This window comes from Microbulbifer sp. MCCC 1A16149 (genome assembly GCF_050368945.1).
Classification (GTDB): Bacteria; Pseudomonadota; Gammaproteobacteria; order Pseudomonadales; family Cellvibrionaceae; genus Microbulbifer.
Map to the genome: position 1 here is coordinate 1,461,493 of NZ_CP185959.1, position 24,439 is coordinate 1,485,931.

Annotated in this window: 22 protein-coding genes; 9 read left to right on the plus strand and 13 right to left on the minus strand. The window is 57.3% G+C overall.

Going from position 1 to position 24,439, the window contains the following annotated elements; all coding sequences use genetic code 11:
- Nucleotides 1–265 precede the first annotated feature (265 nt).
- The 7 genes from hemH (at nucleotide 266) to ACONT6_RS06200 (ending at nucleotide 7,712) form a co-directional block, all read left to right on the plus strand.
- The gene (hemH, locus tag ACONT6_RS06170; protein WP_428820882.1) at nucleotides 266–1,273 is read left to right on the plus strand and encodes a ferrochelatase; all 1,008 of its coding nucleotides are present in this window, start codon (nucleotides 266–268) and stop codon (nucleotides 1,271–1,273) included.
- A gap of 486 nt (nucleotides 1,274–1,759) precedes the next feature.
- On the plus strand, nucleotides 1,760–2,593 hold the full coding sequence (locus ACONT6_RS06175) for a hypothetical protein (RefSeq protein ID WP_428820883.1): 834 nt from the start codon (nucleotides 1,760–1,762) through the stop codon (nucleotides 2,591–2,593).
- A gap of 283 nt (nucleotides 2,594–2,876) precedes the next feature.
- Nucleotides 2,877–3,596, plus strand: a complete 720-nt coding sequence (gene tsaB, locus ACONT6_RS06180) for a tRNA (adenosine(37)-N6)-threonylcarbamoyltransferase complex dimerization subunit type 1 TsaB (protein WP_428820884.1) — start codon at nucleotides 2,877–2,879, stop codon at nucleotides 3,594–3,596.
- A 69-nt stretch (nucleotides 3,597–3,665) separates the two neighbouring features.
- Nucleotides 3,666–4,466, plus strand: coding sequence for an undecaprenyl-diphosphate phosphatase (locus ACONT6_RS06185; RefSeq protein WP_428820885.1), 801 nt, complete (start codon nucleotides 3,666–3,668; stop codon nucleotides 4,464–4,466).
- A 72-nt stretch (nucleotides 4,467–4,538) separates the two neighbouring features.
- On the plus strand, nucleotides 4,539–5,435 hold the full coding sequence (locus ACONT6_RS06190) for an NAD(P)-dependent oxidoreductase (RefSeq protein WP_428820886.1): 897 nt from the start codon (nucleotides 4,539–4,541) through the stop codon (nucleotides 5,433–5,435).
- A 69-nt stretch (nucleotides 5,436–5,504) separates the two neighbouring features.
- The gene (locus ACONT6_RS06195) at nucleotides 5,505–6,620 is read left to right on the plus strand and encodes a tRNA-queuosine alpha-mannosyltransferase domain-containing protein (RefSeq protein WP_428820887.1); all 1,116 of its coding nucleotides are present in this window, start codon (nucleotides 5,505–5,507) and stop codon (nucleotides 6,618–6,620) included.
- An 84-nt stretch (nucleotides 6,621–6,704) separates the two neighbouring features.
- Nucleotides 6,705–7,712 carry a tryptophan--tRNA ligase gene (locus tag ACONT6_RS06200; RefSeq protein ID WP_428820888.1) on the plus strand — a complete coding sequence of 336 codons (1,008 nt, stop codon included), beginning with the start codon at nucleotides 6,705–6,707 and terminating at the stop codon, nucleotides 7,710–7,712.
- Between the two features lie 45 nt (nucleotides 7,713–7,757).
- Here ACONT6_RS06200 and ACONT6_RS06205 read toward each other — a convergent pair whose 3' ends face one another.
- From ACONT6_RS06205 to ACONT6_RS06225, 5 genes are all read right to left on the minus strand, one after another.
- Nucleotides 7,758–8,774, minus strand: coding sequence for a mechanosensitive ion channel family protein (locus tag ACONT6_RS06205; protein ID WP_428820889.1), 1,017 nt, complete (start codon nucleotides 8,772–8,774; stop codon nucleotides 7,758–7,760).
- Nucleotides 8,775–8,801: 27 nt separating this feature from the next.
- On the minus strand, nucleotides 8,802–9,263 hold the full coding sequence (locus ACONT6_RS06210) for a hypothetical protein (RefSeq protein WP_428820890.1): 462 nt from the start codon (nucleotides 9,261–9,263) through the stop codon (nucleotides 8,802–8,804).
- Between the two features lie 115 nt (nucleotides 9,264–9,378).
- Nucleotides 9,379–10,176 (minus strand): esterase/lipase family protein, encoded by a 798-nt coding sequence (locus ACONT6_RS06215; protein WP_428820891.1) that lies wholly within the window; start codon nucleotides 10,174–10,176, stop codon nucleotides 9,379–9,381.
- Between the two features lie 46 nt (nucleotides 10,177–10,222).
- Complete coding sequence (locus ACONT6_RS06220; RefSeq protein WP_428820892.1) at nucleotides 10,223–10,969, minus strand: PPC domain-containing protein; 747 nt, start codon at nucleotides 10,967–10,969, stop codon at nucleotides 10,223–10,225.
- A 120-nt stretch (nucleotides 10,970–11,089) separates the two neighbouring features.
- Entirely contained in the window at nucleotides 11,090–11,617 is a 528-nt protein-coding gene (locus tag ACONT6_RS06225) for a PH domain-containing protein (protein ID WP_428820893.1), read from the minus strand.
- Between the two features lie 165 nt (nucleotides 11,618–11,782).
- Between ACONT6_RS06225 and gndA the strand changes: the two genes are divergently transcribed.
- Nucleotides 11,783–13,303 carry an NADP-dependent phosphogluconate dehydrogenase gene (gndA, locus tag ACONT6_RS06230; RefSeq protein ID WP_428820894.1) on the plus strand — a complete coding sequence of 507 codons (1,521 nt, stop codon included), beginning with the start codon at nucleotides 11,783–11,785 and terminating at the stop codon, nucleotides 13,301–13,303.
- A gap of 16 nt (nucleotides 13,304–13,319) precedes the next feature.
- On the opposite strand, the gene ACONT6_RS06235 is transcribed toward gndA, so the two are convergent.
- The 8 genes from ACONT6_RS06235 to ACONT6_RS06270 all read right to left on the minus strand — a co-directional run bounded on the left by ACONT6_RS06235 (nucleotide 13,320) and on the right by ACONT6_RS06270 (nucleotide 22,838).
- Complete coding sequence (locus ACONT6_RS06235; protein WP_428820895.1) at nucleotides 13,320–15,242, minus strand: DUF3857 domain-containing protein; 1,923 nt, start codon at nucleotides 15,240–15,242, stop codon at nucleotides 13,320–13,322.
- Nucleotides 15,239–16,393, minus strand: coding sequence for a hypothetical protein (locus ACONT6_RS06240; RefSeq protein ID WP_428820896.1), 1,155 nt, complete (start codon nucleotides 16,391–16,393; stop codon nucleotides 15,239–15,241). The genes ACONT6_RS06235 and ACONT6_RS06240 overlap by 4 nt, the downstream gene beginning before the upstream one ends.
- A 172-nt stretch (nucleotides 16,394–16,565) precedes the next feature.
- Nucleotides 16,566–17,558: a recombination-associated protein RdgC gene (gene rdgC, locus ACONT6_RS06245; protein WP_428820897.1), complete on the minus strand. Its 993-nt coding sequence runs from the start codon at nucleotides 17,556–17,558 to the stop codon at nucleotides 16,566–16,568.
- 132 nt (nucleotides 17,559–17,690) lie between these two features.
- The gene (locus ACONT6_RS06250) at nucleotides 17,691–18,002 is read right to left on the minus strand and encodes a YceK/YidQ family lipoprotein (RefSeq protein WP_428820898.1); all 312 of its coding nucleotides are present in this window, start codon (nucleotides 18,000–18,002) and stop codon (nucleotides 17,691–17,693) included.
- Between the two features lie 43 nt (nucleotides 18,003–18,045).
- Entirely contained in the window at nucleotides 18,046–18,684 is a 639-nt protein-coding gene (locus ACONT6_RS06255) for an HAD hydrolase-like protein (RefSeq protein ID WP_428820899.1), read from the minus strand.
- Nucleotides 18,685–18,713: 29 nt separating this feature from the next.
- On the minus strand, nucleotides 18,714–19,181 hold the full coding sequence (gene ybaK, locus ACONT6_RS06260; RefSeq protein ID WP_428820900.1) for a Cys-tRNA(Pro) deacylase: 468 nt from the start codon (nucleotides 19,179–19,181) through the stop codon (nucleotides 18,714–18,716).
- 101 nt (nucleotides 19,182–19,282) lie between these two features.
- A complete protein-coding gene (locus ACONT6_RS06265; protein WP_428820901.1) occupies nucleotides 19,283–20,752 on the minus strand; it encodes an aminoacyl-histidine dipeptidase in 1,470 nt (489 codons plus the stop codon).
- Nucleotides 20,753–20,888: 136 nt separating this feature from the next.
- Nucleotides 20,889–22,838: a VacB/RNase II family 3'-5' exoribonuclease gene (locus tag ACONT6_RS06270; protein WP_428820902.1), complete on the minus strand. Its 1,950-nt coding sequence runs from the start codon at nucleotides 22,836–22,838 to the stop codon at nucleotides 20,889–20,891.
- Between the two features lie 372 nt (nucleotides 22,839–23,210).
- Between ACONT6_RS06270 and ACONT6_RS06275 the strand changes: the two genes are divergently transcribed.
- Nucleotides 23,211–24,299, plus strand: a complete 1,089-nt coding sequence (locus ACONT6_RS06275) for a Glu/Leu/Phe/Val dehydrogenase (protein ID WP_181253538.1) — start codon at nucleotides 23,211–23,213, stop codon at nucleotides 24,297–24,299.
- Nucleotides 24,300–24,439 lie beyond the last annotated feature (140 nt).

The following is a 24,439-nucleotide window of genomic DNA, read 5'->3' on the forward strand; positions in this document are numbered from 1 at the left end:
GAGCTTTTTTGCGTTCTGGTAACGCGATTCTGGGCTGACGGTGAGCGGAACCATGTTTGTGTAATTGGCGCAGACTATCTGTGCGTATAAGCAGCCTGCTAAATACATTTCTGTCAGTTTCTGAAATACTCCTGCCCCACAACTCGACTTGATTCCGAAATGCCGACGGGGCAGGGCCGGGCTGGTTGTCCTCGCCGGGCGATTCCGGGTCAACCACTGATGCCTGTTGTTGGCCACTGATTACCAACTGGAGTGTGGAACGAATATGGCTCACGCGATCATTCTGATGAACCTTGGCACGCCTGCGGAACCGACGCCGGCGGCAGTACGGCAATTTCTCCGTGCGTTTCTGTCTGATCCCCGTGTGGTGGAAATACCGCGGCCATTGTGGCAATTGATCCTTAACCTCTTCGTGCTGCCCCTGAGGCCGAAGCGAATTGCGCCGGCCTACGAAGAAATCTGGAATCAGGGACTGGACGGAGAGGCGGTAACCGGGTCCCCGATTACCTATTACACGCAGCGGCAGGTGCAGCTGTTACAGCAGCGATTGGATGCTGTTTCCCCAGACCAGTTGCTGGTTGGCTATGCGATGACTTACGGTGCTCCCAGCCTCAAGGACACCATCTCGAGGCTGGCGCAGGAGGGGGCCACCAGTTTTACGGTGATCCCCCTTTATCCGCAGTACTCCGCCACGACCACTGGCGCCATATATGATCAGGTGGCGGATATCATCCGCAGTTCACGCAACGTGCCCGATATCACTGTGGTCCATGACTACTGGCAGCACCCTCTTTATATCGAGGCGCTGGCGAACTCGGTACGGGAACACTGGGAAAAGAACGGTGTGGCGGAGAAACTGATGATGTCATTCCACGGTATTCCCAAAGCGAATACCCGCAAGGGCGACCCCTATTACCTGCACTGTTGCGGTACCGCAGAGAAACTCGCAGAGGCGTTAAACCTGCCGCGGGAAAAATGGGAAATCACTTTCCAGTCCCGCTTCGGGAAGGCGGAATGGCTGCAGCCCTATACCGACAAAACCCTGCTTGAGTGGGGCCAGGGTGGCGTATCCAGTGTGGATGTGATCTGCCCGGCGTTTGCTGCTGATTGTCTGGAAACTATCGAGGAAATTGCGGTAGAGAATCGCGCTAATTTTATCGAGGCGGGCGGCCGGGAATATCGATATATACCTGCTTTGAATGCGCGCGAAGACCACATTCAGTTGCTGGAAGCGATTGCCCGGGAGCGAAGTCCGGGAATACCGGCGAAGTAATTTTTTCAGTCCGATTTGCCGCACAGCCGGGAAAAACCTTAAAACATCCACCGGCTATCAAAAAAAACCGATTTTCTTCCGAAAATTCGGTTTTTTTTGACCCTTTTTCTTGCAAACCCTATTTTTTTTATTAACTTTGATACAACCGTGTCATTTTGAATGGCTGGGTTGCCCGAATTTCTGTGAAATTAAGGCAGTCTTCCAGTCGATGATATCGGTCCAGGCACCACTGCCGGGTATCACTGTCAGGCACTACAGCGAGGAATCACAATTTCCCCTGGCCTATATCAGTGAGCGAGGTTCCGGCGGGGAGGCTCTCAGGGTTTTTGCCGCATTCGAGAGTGGCGGGACATTTCCGGAGTCCACGTGGTTGCCGGGAGCAAAACAGCTCCCGCAAGTAATCAAACTGGATTGATCTGGAATGTCGGTCAGCACGTAGTTCTGTGTTCAGGGTGACTTCTTTTACAGAGAAAGAGGAGACAAGGGATGGCACGAGTCGCAAAGAAAAAGGCCAAGGCAAAACGTGTAGCCAAAGCCAAGCCGGCAGCCAAGGCCGCCGCGAGCACTTCACCGGTGGTAGCCAAGGCGCAGAAAGCCGTGGATTCCGCTGCGAAAGCAATGGATGCACAACTGGATCGTGTGGGGAAAGCCCGCGCGAGGGTTCAGAAAACCGGTTCTGCTGCCGCCAAACAGTCACTGAGTTCTGCCAATAGCAAGTTGCGTGAGCAGCGTGCCAAGCTGGCTGAAGCCAAGGTCGGGCTGGCCAAGGCCAGCGCAATGGACGCAGTGCGTCAGGCCGAGGAGTCCGCCAAGCAGAAAGTGAAGGAAATGGCTGAAAAGCTTTCTGCCAAGGCGGATAAAGAGCTTGAGAAGGCGGTGAAAGCTTTCGAAAGCCGCTGGAAAAAAACCCGCGCCAAGGCCGATGCCAAGAAGGTGAAGGCAGCAGAGAAGAAGGCGACCGCAAAAGTGAAGGCTGCGGCGAAGAAGGCTGCAGCCAAAGCCAAGGCGCTGGAGAAAAAGGCCGCAGCCAAAGCCAAGGCTGAGGCAAAGAAAGCGTCCAAAGCGGCGAAAAAGAAGAAAGCTGTTAAGAAGTCGGCGGCCAAGAAGACCCCGGCGAAAAAGTCTGCAGCCAAGAAGCCTGCGGCCAAAAAGACAGCCGCCAAGAAATCGCCGGGCCGTCCCAAGAAGGCCGCGGCCAAAAAGGCTGCTACCAAGGCGGTCAAATCGGCCCCGAAAAAATCTGCTCGCCGCGGGCGTCCGCCCAAAGCTGCGGCCAAGAAAGCGGGCGTTCGCCGAGGTCGTCCACCGAAGAAGTCCTGATTCCGGGCGATATCAGCGTTTGCCCCGTGCAGTCCACTCAGCCCCGGCCACTATGGCCGGGGCTTTTGTTTTGGATGATTGGCAAAGCTGGAATGCCCATCTGGGCGCCTGTGATCCCAAAGGGGGTGTTCGGACCGCGCCAATGGAGCCAGTTGCGTTTGTCGCTGGGCATGCCACAATTCGCCCCTGATTTAGGCCTGGCTCCCTCCATGTCCTGTAAATTGCGGGTATTGGGGAGTGGAGGTGGGGCCGTCTCTCCGCTATTCACCACGGATTCCAAGCTTTGAAACTTTTGGCTGTTGATACCACGTCCGGCGCCTGCTCTGTGGCGCTGTACCAGGATGGCCGCGTCTGCGAGCAGTTTGTTCGCGCCGAGCGCGACCATACCCGTCGCCTGCTGCCCATGGTGGAGTCCGTGCTGGCACAAGCCCAGAGTTCCCTGGCGGAGGTAGACGCTCTCGCGGTCAGTCAGGGCCCTGGATCCTTTACCGGCCTGCGCATCGCCATCAGCTGCGTACAGGGCCTGGCTTTTGCATCGGACAAGCCCGTGGTTCAGGTTTCCAGTCTTGCGGCGATGGCTGCGGGGGCAGTGCGTACACAGTCGGACTGGAGCGGCGCTCCGGTACTGGCGGCGCTGGATGCGCGTATGCAGGAGGTATACTGGGGACTCTATTCGTCAGATCGCCCGGGGGAGGCAATTCTGGCGGATGCGGTATCCAGCCCGGAGCAGGTCGTTGCGGTCCTGGAGAAAGGCGGGTTTCTAGAGGCTGCTGGGGACGCATGCCCACTGTATGCAGCTGGGCCCGGCTGGCAATATCCGCAGCTTTCGGCGCTGAGCCCGCTGGGAATCTGGCAGGATGCAGCCATCCATGCGCAGGATATTGTCACGCTAGCGGCAGATCTGTGGCAAAAGGGTGAATATGTCACCGCCGATGCTCTGGAGCCGGCATACCTGCGCAACGAGGTGACCTGGAAAAAGCGCGAGCGTATTCGCGCGCGCTGACAGACCGCCGTATAACAATTAACAAATGCCAGCGCAGGGCACTTGCCGCTGGCGAATGTAGTAAACAGTATGGAAACCTTTCAGACCATTATTCTCGCCCTGATTCAGGGCATGACCGAATTCCTTCCCATTTCCAGCTCTGCGCATCTGATTCTGCCCAACCAGGTTCTGGGATGGCCGGATCAGGGGCTGGCGTTTGACGTAGCGGTGCATTTCGGCTCCCTGATTGCCGTGCTGGTGTATTTCCGCAAGGACGTCTGGCAACTGATAGTCGACGGGTTAGGCGGCTTCAAGACCGGCCAATTCAGCGACGAAGGGCGCCTCGCCTGGCTGATTGTGCTGGCAACCATCCCCGCCGGGCTCGCTGGGCTGATATTCAAGGACTTTATCGAAACCCACCTGCGTTCCTCGGCCGTGATTGCCGCCACGACCATCATCTTCGGTGCGCTGCTGTGGTGGTCGGATGTACACGGTGCCCGCCGGGACGAACTGGGCAAGCTGGATTGGAAAAAGGCGCTGATGATCGGTGCTGCGCAGGTGCTGGCACTGATTCCGGGGACCTCGCGCTCCGGTATTACCATGACCGCCGGCTTGATGCTCGGCATGAAGCGTGAAGCAGCCGCTCGCTTCTCTTTCCTGATGTCGATACCGGTAATCACCCTGAGCGCATTGCTGCTGACCCTCGATCTGCTCGATACAGATGTCGTGCCCTGGGGAAATATTATTCTCGGGGTGGTGCTTTCCGGAATCAGTGCCTACCTGTGTATCCACTTTTTCCTGCAGTTTATCAGTCGTATTGGCATGGGCCCGTTCGCCATTTACCGCTTCTTGCTTGGCGGCGCGCTGATCTGGTTGATCCTCTCCAGCTGACGCCTCAGACTCTAATGTGAATGCAGCAGTAACATATATACCGCTGAATGTTTTTTCTGATCGGGTATTTCTATGACAACCACAGTGGCGTTTATCGGACTCGGTGTAATGGGTTTCCCCATGGCGGGCTACCTGTCGCGCGCCGGCTACCGGGTACAGATCTACAACCGCACCGGTAGCCGGGCCAGTGAATGGCTGGAAACCTACGCTGGTGAAGCATTTGCGACACCCGCTAAAGCCGCCAGCGGGGCGGAATTTGTTTTTGCCTGCGTCGGAAACGACGATGACTTGCGACAGGTGACCACTGGCAGTGACGGTGCTTTTCACGGGATGGCATCCGGCAGTGTTTTTGTCGACCACACTACCGCATCAGCCAATGTTGCCCGTGAACTGGCAGCGGCGGCCGCTGAGCGGGGCATCGGGTTTCTCGATGCGCCGGTATCCGGCGGCCAGGCGGGGGCGGAGAACGGTGCCCTGACCATTATGGTGGGCGGCGATGAAGCCAATTATCAGCGTGTGACGCCGTTGTTAAATAGCTATGCGCGGGCACTCAATCTGATGGGCCCGGTAGGCAGTGGACAGCTGTGCAAGATGGTCAATCAGGTGTGTATTGCGGGGCTGGTGCAGGGGCTTTCCGAAGGGCTGCATTTTGCCCGCGCTGCCGGGTTGGATCCCGAGCAGGTGGTGGAGGTCATTTCCAAGGGCGCCGCCCAGAGCTGGCAGATGGAAAACCGCTATAAAACCATGCTGGCCGGTGACTATGAACACGGGTTTGCGGTGGACTGGATGCGCAAAGATCTGGGAATCGTACTCGATGAGGCCCAGCGCAACGGCGCATTACTCCCGGTTACCGCGCTGGTGGATCAGTTTTACAGTGAAGTGCAGGCACTTGGCGGTGGTCGTTGGGACACCTCCAGCCTGTTTGCACGTTTGACCAACCTGCGGGACTTTGAAAACAACGGGTCTTGATTTGCGTTTCCGCCGGTCGTTCGGCCGGCGCCGTTTCCCCATTCCACCCTTGAACCTTCAGGTAATTCCGTGAAAGTGCTTCTGCTTTCCGCTTACGATGCCGACAGTCACAAGCGCTGGCGGCGCGGTCTGGTGGCCGCCATTCCCGACTGGCAGTGGACGGTGCTCAGTCTACCGCCACGTTATTTCAGCTGGCGGGTGCGCGGCAACAGCCTCAGCTGGGGCAGGGGAGAAGCCCTGTCGGTCCTGCGCCAGCCCTGGGATTTGATTGTAGCCACGTCGATGACGGACCTCTCTTCCCTGCGCGGGCTGGTGCCAGAATTGGCCAGAGTGCCCACGGCGGTGTATTTCCATGAGAACCAGTTTGATTACCCGCGCAGTGAAGATGCGGTGTCCTCGGTAGAGCCCCAGCTGCTTAACATTTATACCGCGCTGAGCGGGGACCTGCTGTTGTTCAATTCTGAATACAACCGCAATACCCTGCTGCAGGGGGCGGAAGCACTGCTGCAAAAATTGCCCGACCATGTGCCCGCAGGTATCTGCCGGGAGATTGCGGACAAATCCAGGGTGCTTCCGGTACCGCTGGAGCGCGACGCCTTTATGGTCCCGCCGGACAAGCCGGCGCGCCCAACCTTCATCTGGAATCACCGCTGGGAGTACGACAAGGGCCCGGATATCCTGCTGGCCGCAGTGCGGCGTTTCGGGCGTCAGCAGATTCCATTTACCCTGCATGTGGTGGGGCAGCAATTCCGGCGGCAACCGTCGGAGTTCGCCCATATCCGGAAGTTGCTCGACAAGCTGGGAGCGCTGGGTGCCTGGGGGTATCGACAGAGCCTCGGGGAATATCGCCAGCTGCTGGGACAGAGCCACGCCGTGATTTCCACCGCACGGCACGATTTTCAGGGGCTGGCGGTACTGGAGGCGGTGGCGGCGGGGTGCCAGCCGCTGGTGCCGGATAATCTCGCCTACCCCGAGTGGTTCGGGCGGCGGGGCTGGCGCTTCTCCGACGATGTGGAGTCCTGTGCAGCCAACCTCAGCAGCGCCATGCTGCGCTGCGCGAAGGGGATCGAAGCCGGTGAGGTGGCGCCGGTACCGGATATCTCGGATTTCAGTTGGGACCAGATGAGGGTGCAGTACCACACGCTGCTGAGCGAGTGTGCCAGTGGACAGGTGAAATCGACCTGAACATACAACCCCTCGCGGGAAACGGGTATCATTCGGCCCTGATTCGCCGATTGACGATTAGCAAGAACGGAACCTCTAGGATTTATGAGCAAGCAGCGTGTACTTACCGGCATTACCACTACTGGCACTCCCCATCTGGGTAACTATGTGGGCGCGATTCGCCCGGCCATTGCCGCCAGCCAGGAAGAAAATAACCAGTCCTTTTATTTTCTGGCGGACTACCACGCGCTGATCAAGTGTCAGGATCCGGAACAGGTTCACCAGTCCACCCAGGAGATCGCCGCTACCTGGCTGGCCCTGGGGCTGAATACCGACAATGTGGTGTTCTACCGCCAGTCCGATATCGTCGAAATCCCCGAGCTGACCTGGCTGCTCACCTGTCAGACCGCCAAGGGCCTGATGAACCGCGCACACGCCTACAAGGCTGCGGTGGATGCCAACCGCGATGACGGTCAGGACTCAGACTTCGGAATCAATATGGGGCTGTACAGCTACCCGATCCTGATGGCCGCGGACATCCTGATGTTCAATGCCAACAAGGTGCCGGTAGGCAAGGACCAGATTCAGCATATCGAAATGGCGCGGGATATCGCTGCACGTTTCAACCACCACTACGGCGAGCACTTTGCGCTGCCCGAAGCGGTGGTCGATGAGCATGTTTCCGTATTGCAGGGCCTGGATGGCCGCAAGATGAGCAAGAGCTACGGCAATACCATTCCGTTGTTCCTGCCGGAAAAGAAACTGAAAAAGCACATCAACAAGATCAAGACCAACCTGCTGGAGCCGGGTGAGCCGAAAGATCCGGATACTTCTACGGTATTCCAGATCTGGCAGGCATTTGCCACACCCGAGCAGACCGCGGAAATGCGCCAGGCATTTGAAGAGGGAATCGCCTGGGGTGAGGCCAAGAAGCAGTTGTTTGAACTGATCAACGAACAGATTGGTGACGCGCGCGAGCGTTATGAAACCCTGCTGGCCAACCCGGCGCAGATCGAAGAGGAGCTGGAGAAGGGCGCTGAAAAGGCGCGCACTTATTCACGTCCTTTCCTCACCAAGCTGCGCGAAGCGGTGGGTATCCGCAAGATCGGCTGATACGTCGATCGCGCGCTGTACCCTTGAGCCCACTACCCAGTGGGCTCATTTATTTTGCGCGCCACCATTTTTGGATCCGCGCTCACTCTCCGTATTAGTGGCCTGTTTTTCTCTGCGGTTTGCCGGGGACGCAGGCCAGCCCTCCCTCTGTTCACCCGGTTTGCCATCAGATTCGTCGGTCTGGTCGTGGAACAGGTGTACCTGGGTCTCAAACGGCATGTCGATACCCGCTTCATCCAGCGCTTCTTTTACCGATTGAATGACCCGCGCCCGTATATGGGTGACGTCGGTCTGGGTGCTGCTGGTCCACCAGCGGGCGCGGATGGTCACCCAGCTGGCGGCGAGTTCCCACGGCAGTGCTTCCGGTGCCGGTGACTGCTGAACACCTTCCACTTGTGTCACTGCATTGCGGATAACGTCACACGCCTCGCCGATACTATCGCTGTAGCCAATCCCGATCTCGAAATCGCTGCGTCGTTTGGTGTGGGCGGTTTTTACCAATACGGCATTGGTGTAGATGTCGCTGTTGGGCATGACTACCCGCTGGCCGTCGTAGGTGTCGATGAGGGTCGCGCGGGTTTCTATACGGTGTACGGTGCCCTCGAAGTCCGCGACTTTAATCTGATCGCCGATTTCAAAAGGTTGCCGCACGAGAATCAGCAGGCCAGCGAGCCAGTTTTGCAGAATATCTTTGAATGCAAAGCCAATGGCCACAGAGCCCACGCCCAATCCGGCGATCAGGTCACCGGGTTTGAGGCTGGGCATGACAATGGTGGCGGCGAGGAGAAAGCCCACCAGTATCACGCACCACTTGACCAGGCTTCCCAGCACCTCTCCCAGATTACTCCGGTCTCTGCGGGTGAGATGCCGTCGCACAACAAGCCGCAAAATACTGCCAAGAATAAAGGCAATCAGTAAAACCAGCAGGGCGACGGTGAAGTTGGGTATCAGTTTGATCGCACCATCCACCCAGCTGTCGACCTGGTCTATGGCGGCGCTGTAGTCCGCAGAAACACTATCCTGCGGTCCGGCTTCGCTAGTTTGAGCACCTGTGTTCTGCATCGTGAAAGGTCTGCGGCAAATGGTAAATCAGCCTGGGTTACTCAGGCGTATATCCAGGGCAAACTCGGCACTCTCTCCGTTCTGAGCGGCGCTGCGCATCAGGTAAATCAGAACCTTGTAGGTACCGTCTCGCGGCAGGGTCACGGAAAAGCGCGAGTACTGGCCGTGGCCCCGGTGTAGTGCGCGAGGGGCCGCAGGTGCGGTAATGCGGTAGCCCGCCCGGGTATTGCTGCTGTGCACGTCAAGCTGTAACGATTGGCCAGTTTTGGCATCGATCAGGTATTCAATGGCCTGGTGGCCATTGATGGTCGCGGTAACCCGCGCAGTCTGGGTTTGGGGGACGGATGTGAGGGTGTCGCTATGCAGTTCCACTCTTTCCCGCAGGGCATGGCTGCCGCTGGTATCGGCACCTGCGGGCAGGGTGTACGACAGCAGCTGTAACAGCAGCGGTACGCAGAGTGAATATCGGAGCAGAAGGTTTATTTGCACTGGTAGCCCTGACAAAGGATCAAGCAAGGCAACCAGTGTAGGTTCGCGGAGGGGCTAATAGTCGTTCTGCCAGCCGTTCTGCGGCAGATTCATGCGCGAAACAGGCTTTTGCGGACTATACGTCGCTATGCTGCTCCGTCTCCCGCTGGAAACGGCCATGCTGGAGATAGTGGATTACCTGCTGGATGACCTTAGGGTTTTTCATCATGAAAACGTGAGTCACCGGCATTTCCAGGTGATCCTGCATTCCTTGCAGGCGCGTGCGTGCTACGGTGACCTTTCCGTCATCCTTGCCCGGAAGCATACCGGAGAGGATCGGGTTGATACTTTTGGTGCCGGCGATGATACCGACATCAAAATTCGCGTCCCCCAGCTTGTTCGGAACGCTCATTTTGCCACTGCCGAGCTGCAGCCCCGCATCGCCGAAGATAAAGTGGAATCCGGGGAAACTGCCCAGCTTGTCCACGACTTCACTGCCCTGATTGGGCGGGCCCAGCATGACCACCCGCCCCAGGTTTTCAATGTTCACCCGGCTTAGGTACTGACGCACCAGAATGCCACCCATCGAGTGGGTGACAAAGTGCACTTGCGACGCTGGCACATTGTCGTCGCCTGTCGCCCGGGCGCATTCGTCCAGGGCGGGGGCGATTGCTGGGCCGGCGAGCTTTTCGATGGGGAAATCGGTCGAAGGGTAATTCACATTGACCGCGATATACCCTGCCTTGTCGATGGCCTGTTCCAGCTTCTCCATCGAACTTTCGGACTTTGCCAGCCCGTGCAGCAGGATCACGCAGTCATTGATTTGGGAGGGGGCGCCCAGCGCGGGCTTGGCAAGCGCCGCCAGCAGGCCGCATAAAAACACCGCGGAGATTTTACCGATAGGGAAATACTGCGTTTTGAAGCGAGTAGCCATAAATGGAAACCGGTGTCTGAATGAATCAACACCGATTCTACCCGTTTCAACCACCATAAATCACGGCGTCTGGAATCAGGTAGTACTCCTGTTTCCCCGCTGCCAGCCACCAGTTGTCTCCCTGGCGCTGCCAGTTCAGCGGACTGCCGTCGTCGGTGCTGAAGCGGTCGTTGGCAAAGTAGAGCACCCGCTGGCCATGCTCTTCTATTGGTTTGCGGGTTCTGATTTCCGCCGCGCCGGACGCGCGTTTGACCTGCATTGGGCACTGACGGCGGAAGTTGGGTTCTCCCGCAGAGCAGGGCAGGTATCCGCTGGCGTCGTAATCCCAGGCGATGCGACTCCGACCGCGTTCGGAGCTGGAGTCGCTGCTGTTAGCGCTGTCGATATCCACACGCAGCTTGAAGTCCGCCGATTCATTGCGTCGCGCAGCGCTGCGCATCATGTAAACCTGGATGGTATAGGTCCCACTCTTGGGGAGTGTGGCAGCGTAGCGATCACCATTGGTGGAGCCGATAAATATTGCGGCATCACCGGGGCCACTACCCGGCGCATAAACATTGAAATAGGTCGCCGTATGGGAGGTAGAGAGCTTGACCACCATTTGCTGGCCCGCCTTGGCGGTCACCTTGTAATTTACCGTGTTGTAGCCGGTGATATTGCTGGAGACCGATGTTCCGGTGGCGCCCTTGGAAAAGCGCAGGACTTCGGTGCGGGCTTCATCGGCCCAGGTGAAGTTGCAGAGCAGGGCAAAAATTAGCGCACTCACGAGCTTCGATGGGGTCATAAACTGCATACTTCCTCCCGCCAGTGGCGCGGTCAGTCGAAATAACATCACTGGGTTTCAGTGTAGTTCAGCGCCAGCGAAACGCTGATTATTGGCAGTGCGCTGAAAGCCGGACTGTTATCTGAGGTATTAATTCGTGTCCGCGTCGCGAGCGAGCGGGTGCAGTAGATCCACAAACTTTTGCGGATTGTCCGGTGTGACCACTATGGTGCGGATGGGAAGTCGGATAACCACCGTGTGGGAAATGTCGGTAGCAAAGGCGCGGTAGCGCCCCAGTTTCTGATTGCGAAACAGGCCGGTAAAGCCAAACAGGCCACCGTTGCCAAAGATCCGGATGGATCCCCGGGTTGCATCCGGCTGATGTGAGACCGACTGCAAATCCTCCAGGTTGACCCGCGTGCGCCAGCCCGGCCTGTGCACAATAAGATAGTGATCCTGCAGACTGTAACCGCGCACGGAAAAAAGCGCACATAGGGCGAATATGGCCAGTGGCATCCAGGTACCCACCTGATACATCCAGGGGGGATTTTCCGGCGCTCGCGCCAGCAATACCGCGCTGATGCCAATCAGGATGACACCGCAAAGGGACGTGATCAGCACCAGATGGCGCCCCCAGGGAGCAGAGAATAGGTGCGGGGCGGTTGGCTGCGCAGTCATAGGCTGTATCCATCGGGATGAAAGTGGGTTTGCACCGATTGTAATCCCTGGCCGGGAGCGGAGAAACACCCGGTCACCCCAGCGGCAAAATCCGCCTCCCGGCGCGGGCTTCGGGTTGCTATACTCCGCCCGCTTCAAATTGGCACCATTTTTCTGGAGAGATTCATGTCAGATGCACTTTGCGATATCGGTTTTATTGGCGCGGGGGTCATGGGGAAAAACCTGATACTCAACCTCGTCGACAACGGATACCGCGTATGCGCGTTTGACCTGGACCACGGGCGGCTCGAGGCGTTGCTGGAGCAGGATGCCAAAGAGCGCGGCGACCAGCCGGCCCGGGTTGAAGTCTGCAATTCCTACACTGAGCTGCTGTCGCGGGTGAAAGCGCCACACCTGGTGATTCTCTCCGTTCCCGCCGGTGCGCCGGTAGATGACGTGTGCAACAAGCTGCTCGATGCCGGGCTGCAGGCGGACGACATCGTGATCGATACCGGCAATAGCCTGTGGACCGACTCCGTTGAACGCTGCAAGCGCTACGAAGGCAAGTTGATCTTCTTTACCACCGCCGTATCCGGCGGTGAAGTGGGCGCTCGTTTCGGGCCGTCGTTGATGCCCAGCGGCGACCGCTATGCCTGGGCGCGTATTGAGCCGGTCTGGCATGCCATTGCCGCCAAGGTGGATCCTGCAACCGGACAGCCCATCGAGCGTTTCGAGCCGGGCAACCCGGTGGTGGAGGGCGAACCCTGCGCTGCATACATCGGCCCCATCGGCTCCGGGCACTTTGTGAAAATGGTGCATAACGGTATCGAATATGCCGACATGCAGATGATCTGCGAAGTCTACGACGTGATGCGCAGTGCCCTGGAAATGAGCCCGCAGGAAATCGCTGCAGTATTCCGCGAGTGGAATAAAGGGGTGCTGAACAGTTACCTGATCGACATCAGTGCCGAAGTGCTGGACACCCTCGACTCTGAAACCGGTAAACCGCTGGTGGATGTGATTCTCGATCGCGCGGGGCAGAAGGGAACCGGCCTGTGGACCGCGGTTGGCGCACTGCAGGTGGGCTGCCCGGCGCCAAGTATTGCGGAAGCGGTGTTCGCCCGCTCCCTCTCTACGCGCAAGGTGTTGCGCACCCGTGCGGCCAAGAAGCTGGTGGGACCGGACGTAGCACCGTTGCCCCAGGAGAAACGCGAGGAAGTCATCGCGCAGCTGCACGACGCGCTGTATTGCGCGAAAATCTGCGTGTACGCACAGGGATTCGACCTGATGAAGCTCGCGGCTCGGGAGCAGGGCTGGGAGCTGAATTTTGCCGAGATCGCCAGAATCTGGCGGGCAGGCTGTATTATTCGCGCGGTATTCCTGCAGTCCATCAGCGATGCCTACGAGCGGGATACCAAGCTCTCGAACCTGCTTCTGGACGACTTCTTTATCGATCAGATCGCAAGCCATCAGGGCAACTGGCGCCGGGCCGTGGCCGATGCCACCATCGGCGGTATTCCTGTGCCGGCACTGTCTTCCGCGCTCAGTTATTACGATGCATTCCGTCGTGAATCGCTGCCGGCCAATCTGTTGCAGGCGCAGCGCGACTTCTTTGGCGCGCACACTTTCTCACGTGTGGATCGCCCGGAGCAGGAGAAGTACCACGTGCTGTGGAGTGAAACGGGAAGGCCGGTCAAAAAACTCTGAGTCCCGGCCTTCAATATCAATCTAGTTTTTCGGCTTCAAAGCGCAGCTTGGCCTCCCGTTTCAGGGTGGCCAGGAATTGGTTGAACGGTTCAATTTCCTCTACTGGAACATAGCGAGCGGGTATTTCCAGTCTGGAAATGACTTCGAGTTCCTTGGGGGATATTTCGTGAACGGACCGTGAAAGTGAACCGTACTTGTGTTTCAGGTCCAGTGTCTGCCCGGGGAAACTCAACGCCCAGAGTTTTCCCAGGTCAAACGCATAGCGGGATTCCACGCTGAGACCGGGAAACTGGTAGCCATAGTGCTCGTTGTCGATGACCAGGCTCTGCAGCTCGTCCCGCATCCAGCTGTCATATTCGGTATAGGCCAGATTCGCTTCCGGATCCGACAAGGGTTCGTATTGGACTTCGGACTGAATCAGTAGCTCTGGCGCGATCTGGTCGGAATGGGTAAATGAAAACTGCGGTTCCTTATCGGAGCTATAGACTTCCTGATACTGCTTCTGCGCCCATTCAATTCGTTCCTCCGGTGCTCGGGCAGAGAGTATCGAACGTATCGAGCCCGCATACTCCCCGGAGTACTTTCGCGTCGTCTTTTCTATTTGCCCGCCTTTCTCGTCGAATGCAATTTCCGTATTGGCATCCATCTTCCAGCGATACTTGTTCAGCGGCAGTGTCACTGGCTCCGTGACTGGTTTAATCGGTAGCGCAGCGCTGCCCTGAATCCAGGCGGGAAGCGCACTCCAGTCGGTGTCTGTATCGGTGGCGTCGATACAGAAATTCATTTCCGGCTGGTCATTACATACGATCACGTGGTCGAAGTAATTCGTTGCGGGAAGTGTCAGGTTTGCCAGGCTTTTGCGCTCGGTCGCCACAAGAACCGGAATGGGATTCAGTCCAAGTCTCTGCAATAGTTCCAGCAATAGTGCCGATTTGTCCTTACAGTCTCCGTAGCGATTGTGCAGGGTCTCGTGAATATTGTGCGGGGTGATCGCATTGCCGAGCCCGGACATGGAGTTGTAGCGGATTTCTCGGGAGACAAACTGGTGGATTGCAGAAATCTTTGCTTCCAGTGAGGGCTGCTCTTCTGTGAGCGTCGTAAAGAGCTTGTCGACCTCCGCCGAGGACACCCGGGCATCATCGAATTTGTTTTGCATCAATGTGGCGATATCTGTCCAGGGTAAATCCCCTTCGGTAACCACCAGCTGATTGATCACGTCCCGCCAATAGACGGTGTTATCTCGCTTGAGTGCCGCTATCTGTTTGGCTGCGCAGGTAATGGTGCCGGATTCGGCGCTGCAGTTAAGTGCATCACTGGTGTTCCGGTACTGCAGGTCGACTCCGGGGGCGCTGCTGACCTGAACGTGGTAGTTCTGGTACTCATAGGTGCCCCGGGGATAAAAAATTCTCGACCATGGCGCTTCCAATTGCGACTTGTCCGTGATGACTTCGTAATCGAGAAAGCTGAGGCCGCCGCTGGAAAGCCCCGGTATTGGAATCACCGCTATTTTTGTGTCGGTGAAGGTATTGTATTGATTCGATTCCACCACCTGGATATTGGCCGGGTCGAACACCTGGATGTTCCCATCCGGGGAAATGGACCCCGCGGAGTGGATGGTGACCTGCTCATTACCCCGGTTGAAGTAGATGAGCTCGTTTCCCTGGTCTTCAATTTCACTGGAAGTAGCATAGTAGGTGACGGTCTGGATTCTGGATCGGACTTCCGACTCGCCAACGTGGATATCCGCTCGGAACCCCGCCAATGTGTATCTGGATGGGACATCGCCAAGCAGATACTCCTTCGAGAAATCCATCAGCGCCTGATTAGTCTCCCCGGTCCAGCTGATGTTGTCTTTGGGGGATTCCGCAGCAGATACATCGGAGCTCACCGGCAATACGATTGCCAGCGGCAGCAAGAAGGTGGTTACGATCGATTTCATAGTGGGCGAAATCCTTTCTCCGTACTTTGATAGTCGGCAAGCGAGTGCGCGAAATCGGCTTTCGTGGCAATAAGTTGTCCGTAGAGTTCGTAAATTCCCTGATCTGTTTCGATGGATCTGCTGGTTACAAGCACCTTGTTACCCAGTAGTGACCCTTCGCAGGTGAGGGAAGCCATAATTTGGCTGCCGGTATGATCGCCACCATCGAGGAACTCGCGATTTTCCTTACAGCTTGTTTGCATAAACTCGGCAGAGGCCTCTTCGGTGCGAAATGCCGAGATCTGATCTAGCGATGATTCCTTTCCATGCGGGAAAACCACGAAGTAGGCGTCGGTATTTGCACCTTCCAATTCCATAAGTGCCGTCCCGTCTGAGTGGGAACCGATTTCTACGCGCGCCCAGTGGTCACCCTTAACTTCAATGGAAAACGGGTGTCCCTCTTGTGAAGCAATGTCCCCGTTGTTTAACTGCTGTAATTGGTTCCCGCCAAAGAGCTGTGTGTAGAACAGCAGAACGCACAGCAGTACGGTGGCAACCGGCAGGCAGACTACCGAGATGACCCACTCAATCGCATGGAAGCGTCGTGCAGGGATGGGATTTTCCGACAGCTGTTCCCAGTAGGCGCTGCGGATACGGTTTACCCGCGTGTGCAAGACCGAAAAGAGGACAGTACCGACGAAGAAAACAGCAACAAACCATTGATCGGAATTGGGTACTTTGTCGGCGATATTGATCAGCAGGGTTACTACCCACATACCGATCAGCCAGGCTTTTTGCCATCCGCCCCAGGCGGGCGGCAGTTGGCAGCGGGTTTCCGCATTCTCGAGCAACCGCAGTAGTCGGGGGTAGGCGAAGAATTGAGCCAGAAGGAAGTAGGGAGTGAGAATCCACCAGCCGGGAGAAACCGGTTCTCGATTGATCGTACGGCAGTCTTTCGTCAAGCGGTATAGATAGTAGGAGAAGTAAAGGCCGAAGGTGGCTATAAATAGCACAAGCTCCCAACCCACTGCTCTCGGCCTGGCGACACTTTGGGGATCGATATTGTCGAGCTCGGTTTGCGACAGGCCGCTGCGGTCAGCAACCTGCTTGGAAGCGTCCCAGCCGGATCCGGGGGGGACTTCTGGAGTGGAAGCCGAGGCATTGGTGGACATGAATAGTCTTCCTTCCCTGATTGTTATTTTTGGCTGTCCCCGAGTATCTCAAACCTCGATCTTTTTTGCGATTGGAGGGGCAAAAGCATAGCAGCCGAGACCAAACTAGCAGCCATCCATGGCCGTGTTGCGTTGCCGCAGTTGCTATGTAACCAGGTGGGAATGAGCCTACTTAGAGCACTTCTTCCACTTCCGCCGCCAGCTGTTGTTCGCTGTCTGCACGGGAGGCGCGGGCGACGATCTCGTCGACGCTGGCAGTGTCCGTATTGAGGCCGCCAAATGCGGTCAGCAGATCCTTGAGCAGGGCGGAGATCTCCAGGGTCATCACCGAGAATTCGATGTCAAAACGTTGGGCTGCGTTGTCTGCGTCCGCGTTGTCGGCCTTTTCGGTAACCGCGTCGCTGAACTTCAGGCGCTTGATGGAAAGTTGGTCATCCACCATCAGCTCGACACCTTCTCGCCATACCAGCCCGAGCTTGTGCACCTGCATGCCCGCCACCAGGTGGTTGTGGATCTCCTCTGCGCACAAATCCTGGTTTTTACAGCGGATCACGCTGCCGGATTCCTGCGGATCGCGCAGTTCACATTCGTGGCCGAACTCGAAATTGGGCGGCGCTTCCGGCGCAGTGAGCCAGTGGGTCATGGACTGCTGGGGAATATTCTTTGCCGCCAGTGGTACCACGGAGAGGCTGCTGATGGCTTCCCGCAGGTTCTCCAGCAGCTCTTCTGCGGCCTTGGCGGAAGAGGCGTTGACCACGATCCAGCCATCCTTGGGATCGATATAGGCAAATTGCAGACGGGAACGGGCGAAGGCCTTGGGGCGCATCTCCAGCAAAACCTCGTCTTTGAGGTTCTGGCGTTCCTTGCGGCCGACACTGCGGGCTTCTTTCTCCGAGATGGCCAGGGCCATCTCCTCTACCTTCTCATTGACCACCGCAGCGGGGATCACTTTTTCCTGCTTCTTGGCACATACCATCAGATAGCCGTTGGCGGCGTGTACCAGTTCGCTACCGTGACGCCCCAATGGCGGAACCCAGCCGTAGCGCGCCATGTCCTGGCTGCCGCAGGGAGTGAAGGTGTCGGGCTCCAGCAGTTCGTTCAATTTTTCAGCAGAAAGTGTGAATTCGCGGGTAAGTCGGTAGACGCGCAGGTTTTTAAACCACATACAGCAGGCCAATTGTCGGGTTGAAAATTTGGCCGCGCATTATGCGATGTATACAACGCGGGAACCAGTCAAAGTCGAGACCGGTGGTTCCCGGTCAGTCTCACGCAGCCGTATAAAATTTGAACGTTCTGATTACAGGTCCAGGCTGCCTTTCTGGCTTTGTGCGTAGACGGTATAGGGGAGCGCGACGGTGTCTGTGGCGGCCGAGAATACGCTGTCGACCAGATAAACCCCGACCATCGGCAGGAAATAAATGGAGCTGCCATTGGAATTCAACTTGCACATATTGTAGGCAACGCCGCTATAGACGCGGGGCACACTGACGCATCCAGAGTTTTGCTTTTTAAGGTTGCTGGCAATCTCGGCATCGGAGCTGCTCAGGGTGGTAACCGTACCGCAGCCAGACAGTACGATGAGGGACAAAGCAACAAGAAAATATTTCACAGGGCTTCCTTTTTTGTTGTTGTGGGTCTTCGGACATCAGCCGTCAAACAATGTTCAGAATTTCCGCGGGATGGGCGAACAGGTGCGCCGGGCCGTGCTCGTCGAGCTCCGCGCGGGAGCCATAGCCCCACAAAACCCCGGCACAGGGGAGCTGATTTTTTGCAGCGGCGGACAGGTCGAAATGGCGATCGCCAATCATCAGTGATCGGGTAGTGATCCTGTTCTCTGCGAGCAATCCCTGCAGCTGCTGCCACTTGGCGATTCCCACATCACCGCCGCTCACAAACTCGAAATAGTGATAAAGGTCGAATTGCTTGAGGATACGCTCTGCAAAGTCAGCGCGTTTGGAGGTGCACACCCCGAGTCGAATACCACCAGTCTGGCTGAGGCGTTCCAGCATCTCGGTGATACCGGGATACAGGGAGTTTTCTGCGTAACCGGTATCCGAATAACGTTCCCGGTATTTGTCTACCAGGGCCCGGATATGCGTGCTGTCTTCCGAGCCGGTGAGCTTGGCCAGGGTAACTTCCAGCGGCGGGCCGATATATGGCGTCAACTCGCTGGCAGTACGCGGCGCGTAATCGTGAGCGAGCAGCGCATGATTCATGGAATTCACAAAGCCTTCCGCCGGGTCACTCAGGGTTCCATCCAGGTCAAAAAGCAGCCATTGATAAGCAGGCATAAGTCTCCTTGCAGGTTTAGTGGGCGACGCTACTGGCAGAGGTTGGCAAAGGTGCCGCGCGTCAGTGCGAGCAGGTCTTGCGGTGCGAGTTCTATCTCGAGTCCCCGGCGGCCGGCGCTGACGAATAGGGAATCATGGGATTTTGCCGAATCGTGCAGGAAGGTTGGCAGGGGCTTTTTCTGTCCGAGGGGACTGACGCCGCCAAGTACATATCCGGTGGATCGCTGCACAAGCTGCTTGTCCGCCATTTCCGCTTTTTTGGCACCGGCGGCCCTGGCGATCAATTTCATGCTGAGTTGGGACTCGACCGGGATAATCCCTACGGCCAGCTGTAACCCATCAAGGCTGACTACCAACGTCTTGAAGACTTGTGCTGGATCTACTTTTAGCTTTGTCGCAGCTTCAAGTCCATATGACTCGGCGCCGGGATCGTGGGCGTATTCGTGAATACGGTGGCGAATTTTGGCCTTTTTGGCTCTGTTGATAGCAGGGGTCATATTACTTGCCCGTCAATTTTCTCCCATTTTGTCCGTATTTCTCGGTGAATACAAAAAGCCCGGCACTAATGGCCGGGCTATGAGTCACTTGCGATTCGCTATCAGCGCTGAGGAATGGCTTCAACCACCTTGAGGAAGTATTCCCAGAAGTTGCCCACGCTTTTGATATGTACCCGCTCTTCTGGAGAATGGGCGCGGCGGATGGTGGGGCCGAAGGAAACCATATCCCAGTGAGGGTAGGGTTTGGCCAGCAGGCCGCATTCCAGGCCAGCATGAATCACTTTTACTTTCGGATCTGCGCCTTCCATCTCTTTGTACACGTCTTTCATCAACGCCAGCAGCGGGGACTGCATATTCGGCGTCCAGCCCGGGTAGGCGTTGTCCAGAGACGCTGCGGCGCCGGCGAGTTCAAATGCCGCCGCAACGTTGAGGCCGTGCTGGTCGCGGGCGCTGTCGGAGAGGCTGCGCACCAGGCACTGGATACGCACGCGGCTGGCGCCGTCTTCGGTCTCGGTCACCACGCGTGCCAGGTTGTTGGAGGTGTCCGCAATGCCCTCCAGTGCGGTGCTCATCCGTTCGACTCCGTTGGGGCAGGCGCGCAGTGCGAGGATCAGCTTGCGCTGGCTGGCACTGTCCATAACGCTATCGGGTGCTTCGCACTCCTCCAGGGTGATATCCAGTTTGGCTTCGTTGTCGAGTTCTGCCTTGATGATCGCGATCTGCTGCAGGGCAATCTCCATCAGGCGGGCGGCATTGTCCACAGGTACGGTGATGACGGTAAAGGATTCGCGCGGAATCGCATTGCGCAGGCTGCCGCCGTCAAGGCTCGCAATGCGCAGGGCCGCCAGTTCGGTTTGTGCGGCGTCGATAATACGGTTGGCGATTTTGTTAGCGTTGCCGCGGCCCTTGTCGATATCCAGCCCGGAGTGGCCGCCGCGCAGGCCGCGCACGCTCAACTTGAAGGCTTTGTGGTCTGCAGGCACCGGCTCTGCGGTGTAGGGCAGGGCGACGTTGACGTCCACGCCGCCGGCGCAGCCCACGTAAAGCTCGCCTTCGTCTTCGGTGTCCAGGTTCAGTAGCAGTTCCGCTTCGAAATGGCCCGGCTGCAGGTTCTTGGCGCCGGTCATGCCCGCTTCTTCGTCGATGGTCAGCAGGGCCTCGAGCGGCGGGTGGGGAATATCAGTGGATTCCAGCAGTGCCAGAATGGCCGCGACACCGATGCCGTTGTCCGCGCCCAGGGTGGTGCCCTCGGCTGTCACCCACTCACCGTCGATGTAGGGCTTGATGGAATCTGTCAGGAAGTCGTGATCCGTGTCCGCATTTTTCTGCGGCACCATATCCACGTGGCTTTGCATCGCCAGTATTTTGCGATCTTCCATACCCGGTGTGGCGGGTTTCTTGATGATGATATTGCCGATCTTGTCCAGCTTTACATCGAGGCCGCGGGCATTGGCAAAGTCCAGGATATACGCCACCACCTTATCCTCGTGTTTGGACGGGCGCGGGATTTCACACAGCTTGGCAAAGTGTTTCCACAGGGGTTGCGGGTTGAGTTCGGCAATGGTCGACATGGTGGTTCCTTGATCTTGACCGTGGATAGGTAAATCCGGATGGTCCGGAGACGGCCGCGGAGCTTTTGGCTCCGCAGCTGGAAGTCTAGTCTGGGGGCGAGCGATACCGGTTACCCGGAATCATGGGCTAGCGAGATTACTCGGCACTGATACTTTCGTTAGCCAGGTCAAAAGCAATGCGACGCTTTTCGGTGTCGACCGCTGCTACTTTCACCTGAACCTGTTGATCCAGCTGGAATGTCTCTTCGCCGCGGGTGATACGCAGGCGTTTGCCATCGAACTCGAACGGGTTCTTTTTACTGTTGAAGCGGACAAAGCCATTGATGCCGAAGTCATCCAGGCGCACGCCGATACCGGCGCCGTTGACCAGGGTAATGGTGCCGGTGAACTCCTCGCCGGTTTTGCCTTCCAGGAACTGGCAGAACAGCCACTGCTGCAGGGCGCGATCTGCCTGGCGGCCTGTGCCGACACTTTGCTGCAGGGCTTCGCTTTGTTCATCGTTCAGGGCCGGCTGGGTCTCTCCCTGCTGGGCGGCGCGCAACACCCGGTGGTTGTGCAGGTCGTTGAATTTGCGGATCGGTGAGGTAACGGTCGCATAATGTGCCAGGCCGAGCCCCAGATGTGCGGCGGCACTATTGCTCAGTTCACCCGGGCGCAGCATGCGCTTCAGTACCGCGAGAACGTTGTGCATTTCCGCATCGGTGTGGGATTCAAGCTCCTTCACCAGCTTCAGATAGACGTCCAGCTGATGCAGGTCCTGCTCGGCGTACTCGGGCAGTGTTTCTTTCAGCAGTGCGCGGATCTCTGCCATACGCTCGTCGCGGAAACCCAGGTGGATGGAGAAGCAGCCACCCCCCAGCTCGGCGAGCTTTTCACCGGCACAGATATTCGCGGCCAGCATGGCTTCTTCCACCATGCGCTGGGCCGCAGTGCGTTGCTGCTTTTCAATGCGCTCGATTTTGCGCTGCTCATTAAGGATGAGGTCGTAATCCGGACGATCCTCCATTACCAGCGAGTGACCGGCGCGATAGGAAGCGCGGGCTTTGCTCAGGGCATCCAGGCGACGGAGGCTGTCGTGTTGCTCAGCGGGTACTGCAGACGCATCGCCCTCGATAAATTGCGCTACCTGGGCATAGCTCAGTTTGTGCTGCGAGCGGATGGCGGCAAACTCGTAGTCGAAGCCTTTCAGTGCGCCATCTTTCCCCACTTCAATACGCATCACCAATACCGGGCGCAGTTCACCGGCGATCAGGGAAAAACTGTTTTCGCACAGGTTTGCGGGCAGCATGGGCAGGGTTTCGCCTGTCAGATAAACGCTGTTGGCCCGCTTGCGGGCTTCTTTATCCAGCGCAGACCCTGCCTTGATCAGGCTGGAAGGGTCGGCCACTGCGATGTGCAGGGTCCAGCCGTCGTCGGATTCGGTGACGGCAAGGGCGTCATCCATATCTTTGGTGGTTTCCGCATCGATGGTGACGAAACCCAGTGCTGACAGGTCGTTGCGCTCGGCACAGAGTGCATCCAATTGTGCCGGGATGGATTCCGCCTGTTCCAGTGCTTCCTTTCCAAACTGGTTGGGCAGTCGATACTGGGCGACCACAAAGGCGTGCTCGATACCGGCGTTATCCGGCTTGCCGATTACGGTTTCCACTTTCGCCTGGGACTTTCCGTCCTTGAACGGGTGACGGGTGACCGAGCAGGCGATGAATTCACCCGGCTGTGCTTTGCCGCGGGCCTTTGGGGGCAGGAAAATCCAGCGCGACAGGCCGTGTTCGCTGGGCTGGATGAAGTGGCCTTGGCCGCGTTGGACGTACTGGCCCACCAGATATTTGAGGTTGGACTCGACCAGCTGATCAAGTTCTGCGGAAAGCTTGCCGTTGTCTTCTTCGGTCAGGCTGACCCTTACCCGATCCCCGGGAAATACCCGGTCCATCTCCGCCGGCGGCAGGAATGCCTCGCGCCCGTCGTCCAGCACCACAAACCCGAACTTGCCACTACTGCCACGTACGCGCCCTTCGGCAAATTCCTTGGTGGAACGGATGTCGGTCTTCAGCTGGGACAGCTGTTTCAGGGCGTCAGCGTTGAGCATGGAAGTTTCTCTGTTACTCGAGGTAGGTCTGTTAGGGCGCGGATTCTACCAGACGGGCGGTGACAGGCCAGCGCAGTCGCCGCTGGTTGGTGGTTGTGGGGAGCGAGGAGTGGTTCGCGGTGTGGGGCACCAATGTTGTGCGAGAAGTGACCAGTGCGCCGATTTGGTTTTCACGGGTATTCTCATCCCAAAAAATATGAAATATTAGGATGAGCTTGATACTTATTGGTCTGTGACTGCAAAGAATGCAATGCCCATAAGTGCCCAGTGGCTATATTCTAAGAGCCTACAATAAAACACGGTTGCGGACAGAGCTGACACAATTGGCCGCGTCTGGCGCCGACGTAAAACCGGCCTCCGGAGAGGATTGTTATGAGTATTTTTTCCCACCCCGCGTACGATAATCACGAAGAAGTCGCCTTTTATCACGATGCAAAAAGTGGTCTGAAAGCGATTATCGCGGTGCACAACACCAATCTGGGGCCGGCACTGGGTGGTTGTCGCATGTGGCCCTATGCGGACGACTCCGAAGCGCTGAATGATGTACTGCGTCTGTCACGCGGAATGACCTACAAATCTGCCATGGCCGGCCTGAAGCTGGGTGGCGGCAAGTCCGTCATCATCGGTGACCCCCGCAAAGAGAAAACCCCCGAACTGCTGCGCGCCATGGGCGACTTCCTCAATACCCTGGGTGGTCGCTACATCACCGCGGAAGACTCCGGCACCAGTGTTGAGGATATGAAAGTTATTGCCGAGCGCAGTAAGTTCGTTTCCGGCGTTATCGCGGGCCAGGAACACGGTGGCGACCCGTCCCCGTCCACCGCTTATGGCGTGTTCGTGGGCCTGAAAGCGGCTGTTGCACACCGCTGGAACCGTACCGACCTGAACGGTCTGAAAGTTTCCATCCAGGGTGTGGGCAACGTGGGTTTCCGTCTGGGTAAATTGCTGAAAGATGCGGGTGCGGAACTGTTCGTTACCGATATTTTCCAGGACAACATTGACCGTGCGGTAAACGAGCTGGGTGCCACCGCTGTTGGCGCCGATGAAATTTTCGACCTGGACGTTGACCTGTTCGCCCCCTGTGCCCTCGGCGCAATCCTCAATGACAACACCATCGACCGCCTGAAGGTCGGCGCCATCGCCGGCGCAGCCAACAACCAGCTGGCCGAAGAGCGCCACGCACAGGTGCTGAAGGATAAAGGCATCCTGTACGCGCCGGATTACGTGATCAATGCCGGTGGCATCATTGATGTGTACTACCAGCAGATGGGCCAGGAGCTTGGCGAATATAACGCGGCGCAGGTAAAGGCGCATATCGAGACCATTGGCACCACCATGGAAGAAGTTTTCCAGCGCGCCGATGAATCTGGTGAGACTACTGCCCATGTGGCCGACCGTATCGCTGAAGAGCGCTTCGGCCACAAAGATGCGCTGAATAAGGCAGACTCCGCGGCGGCCTGAAAGGGGCGTTGAACTCTGTGCTCTATAAAGCCAACTGTTAAAGGTTCAATACGTTTGACCGGTAAGGCCGCCTGGCGGCCGATCGAATCTCCCTGGCGATGACATCGTCTCTCTGTGAAGTATATTTCGGGCGCCACGGC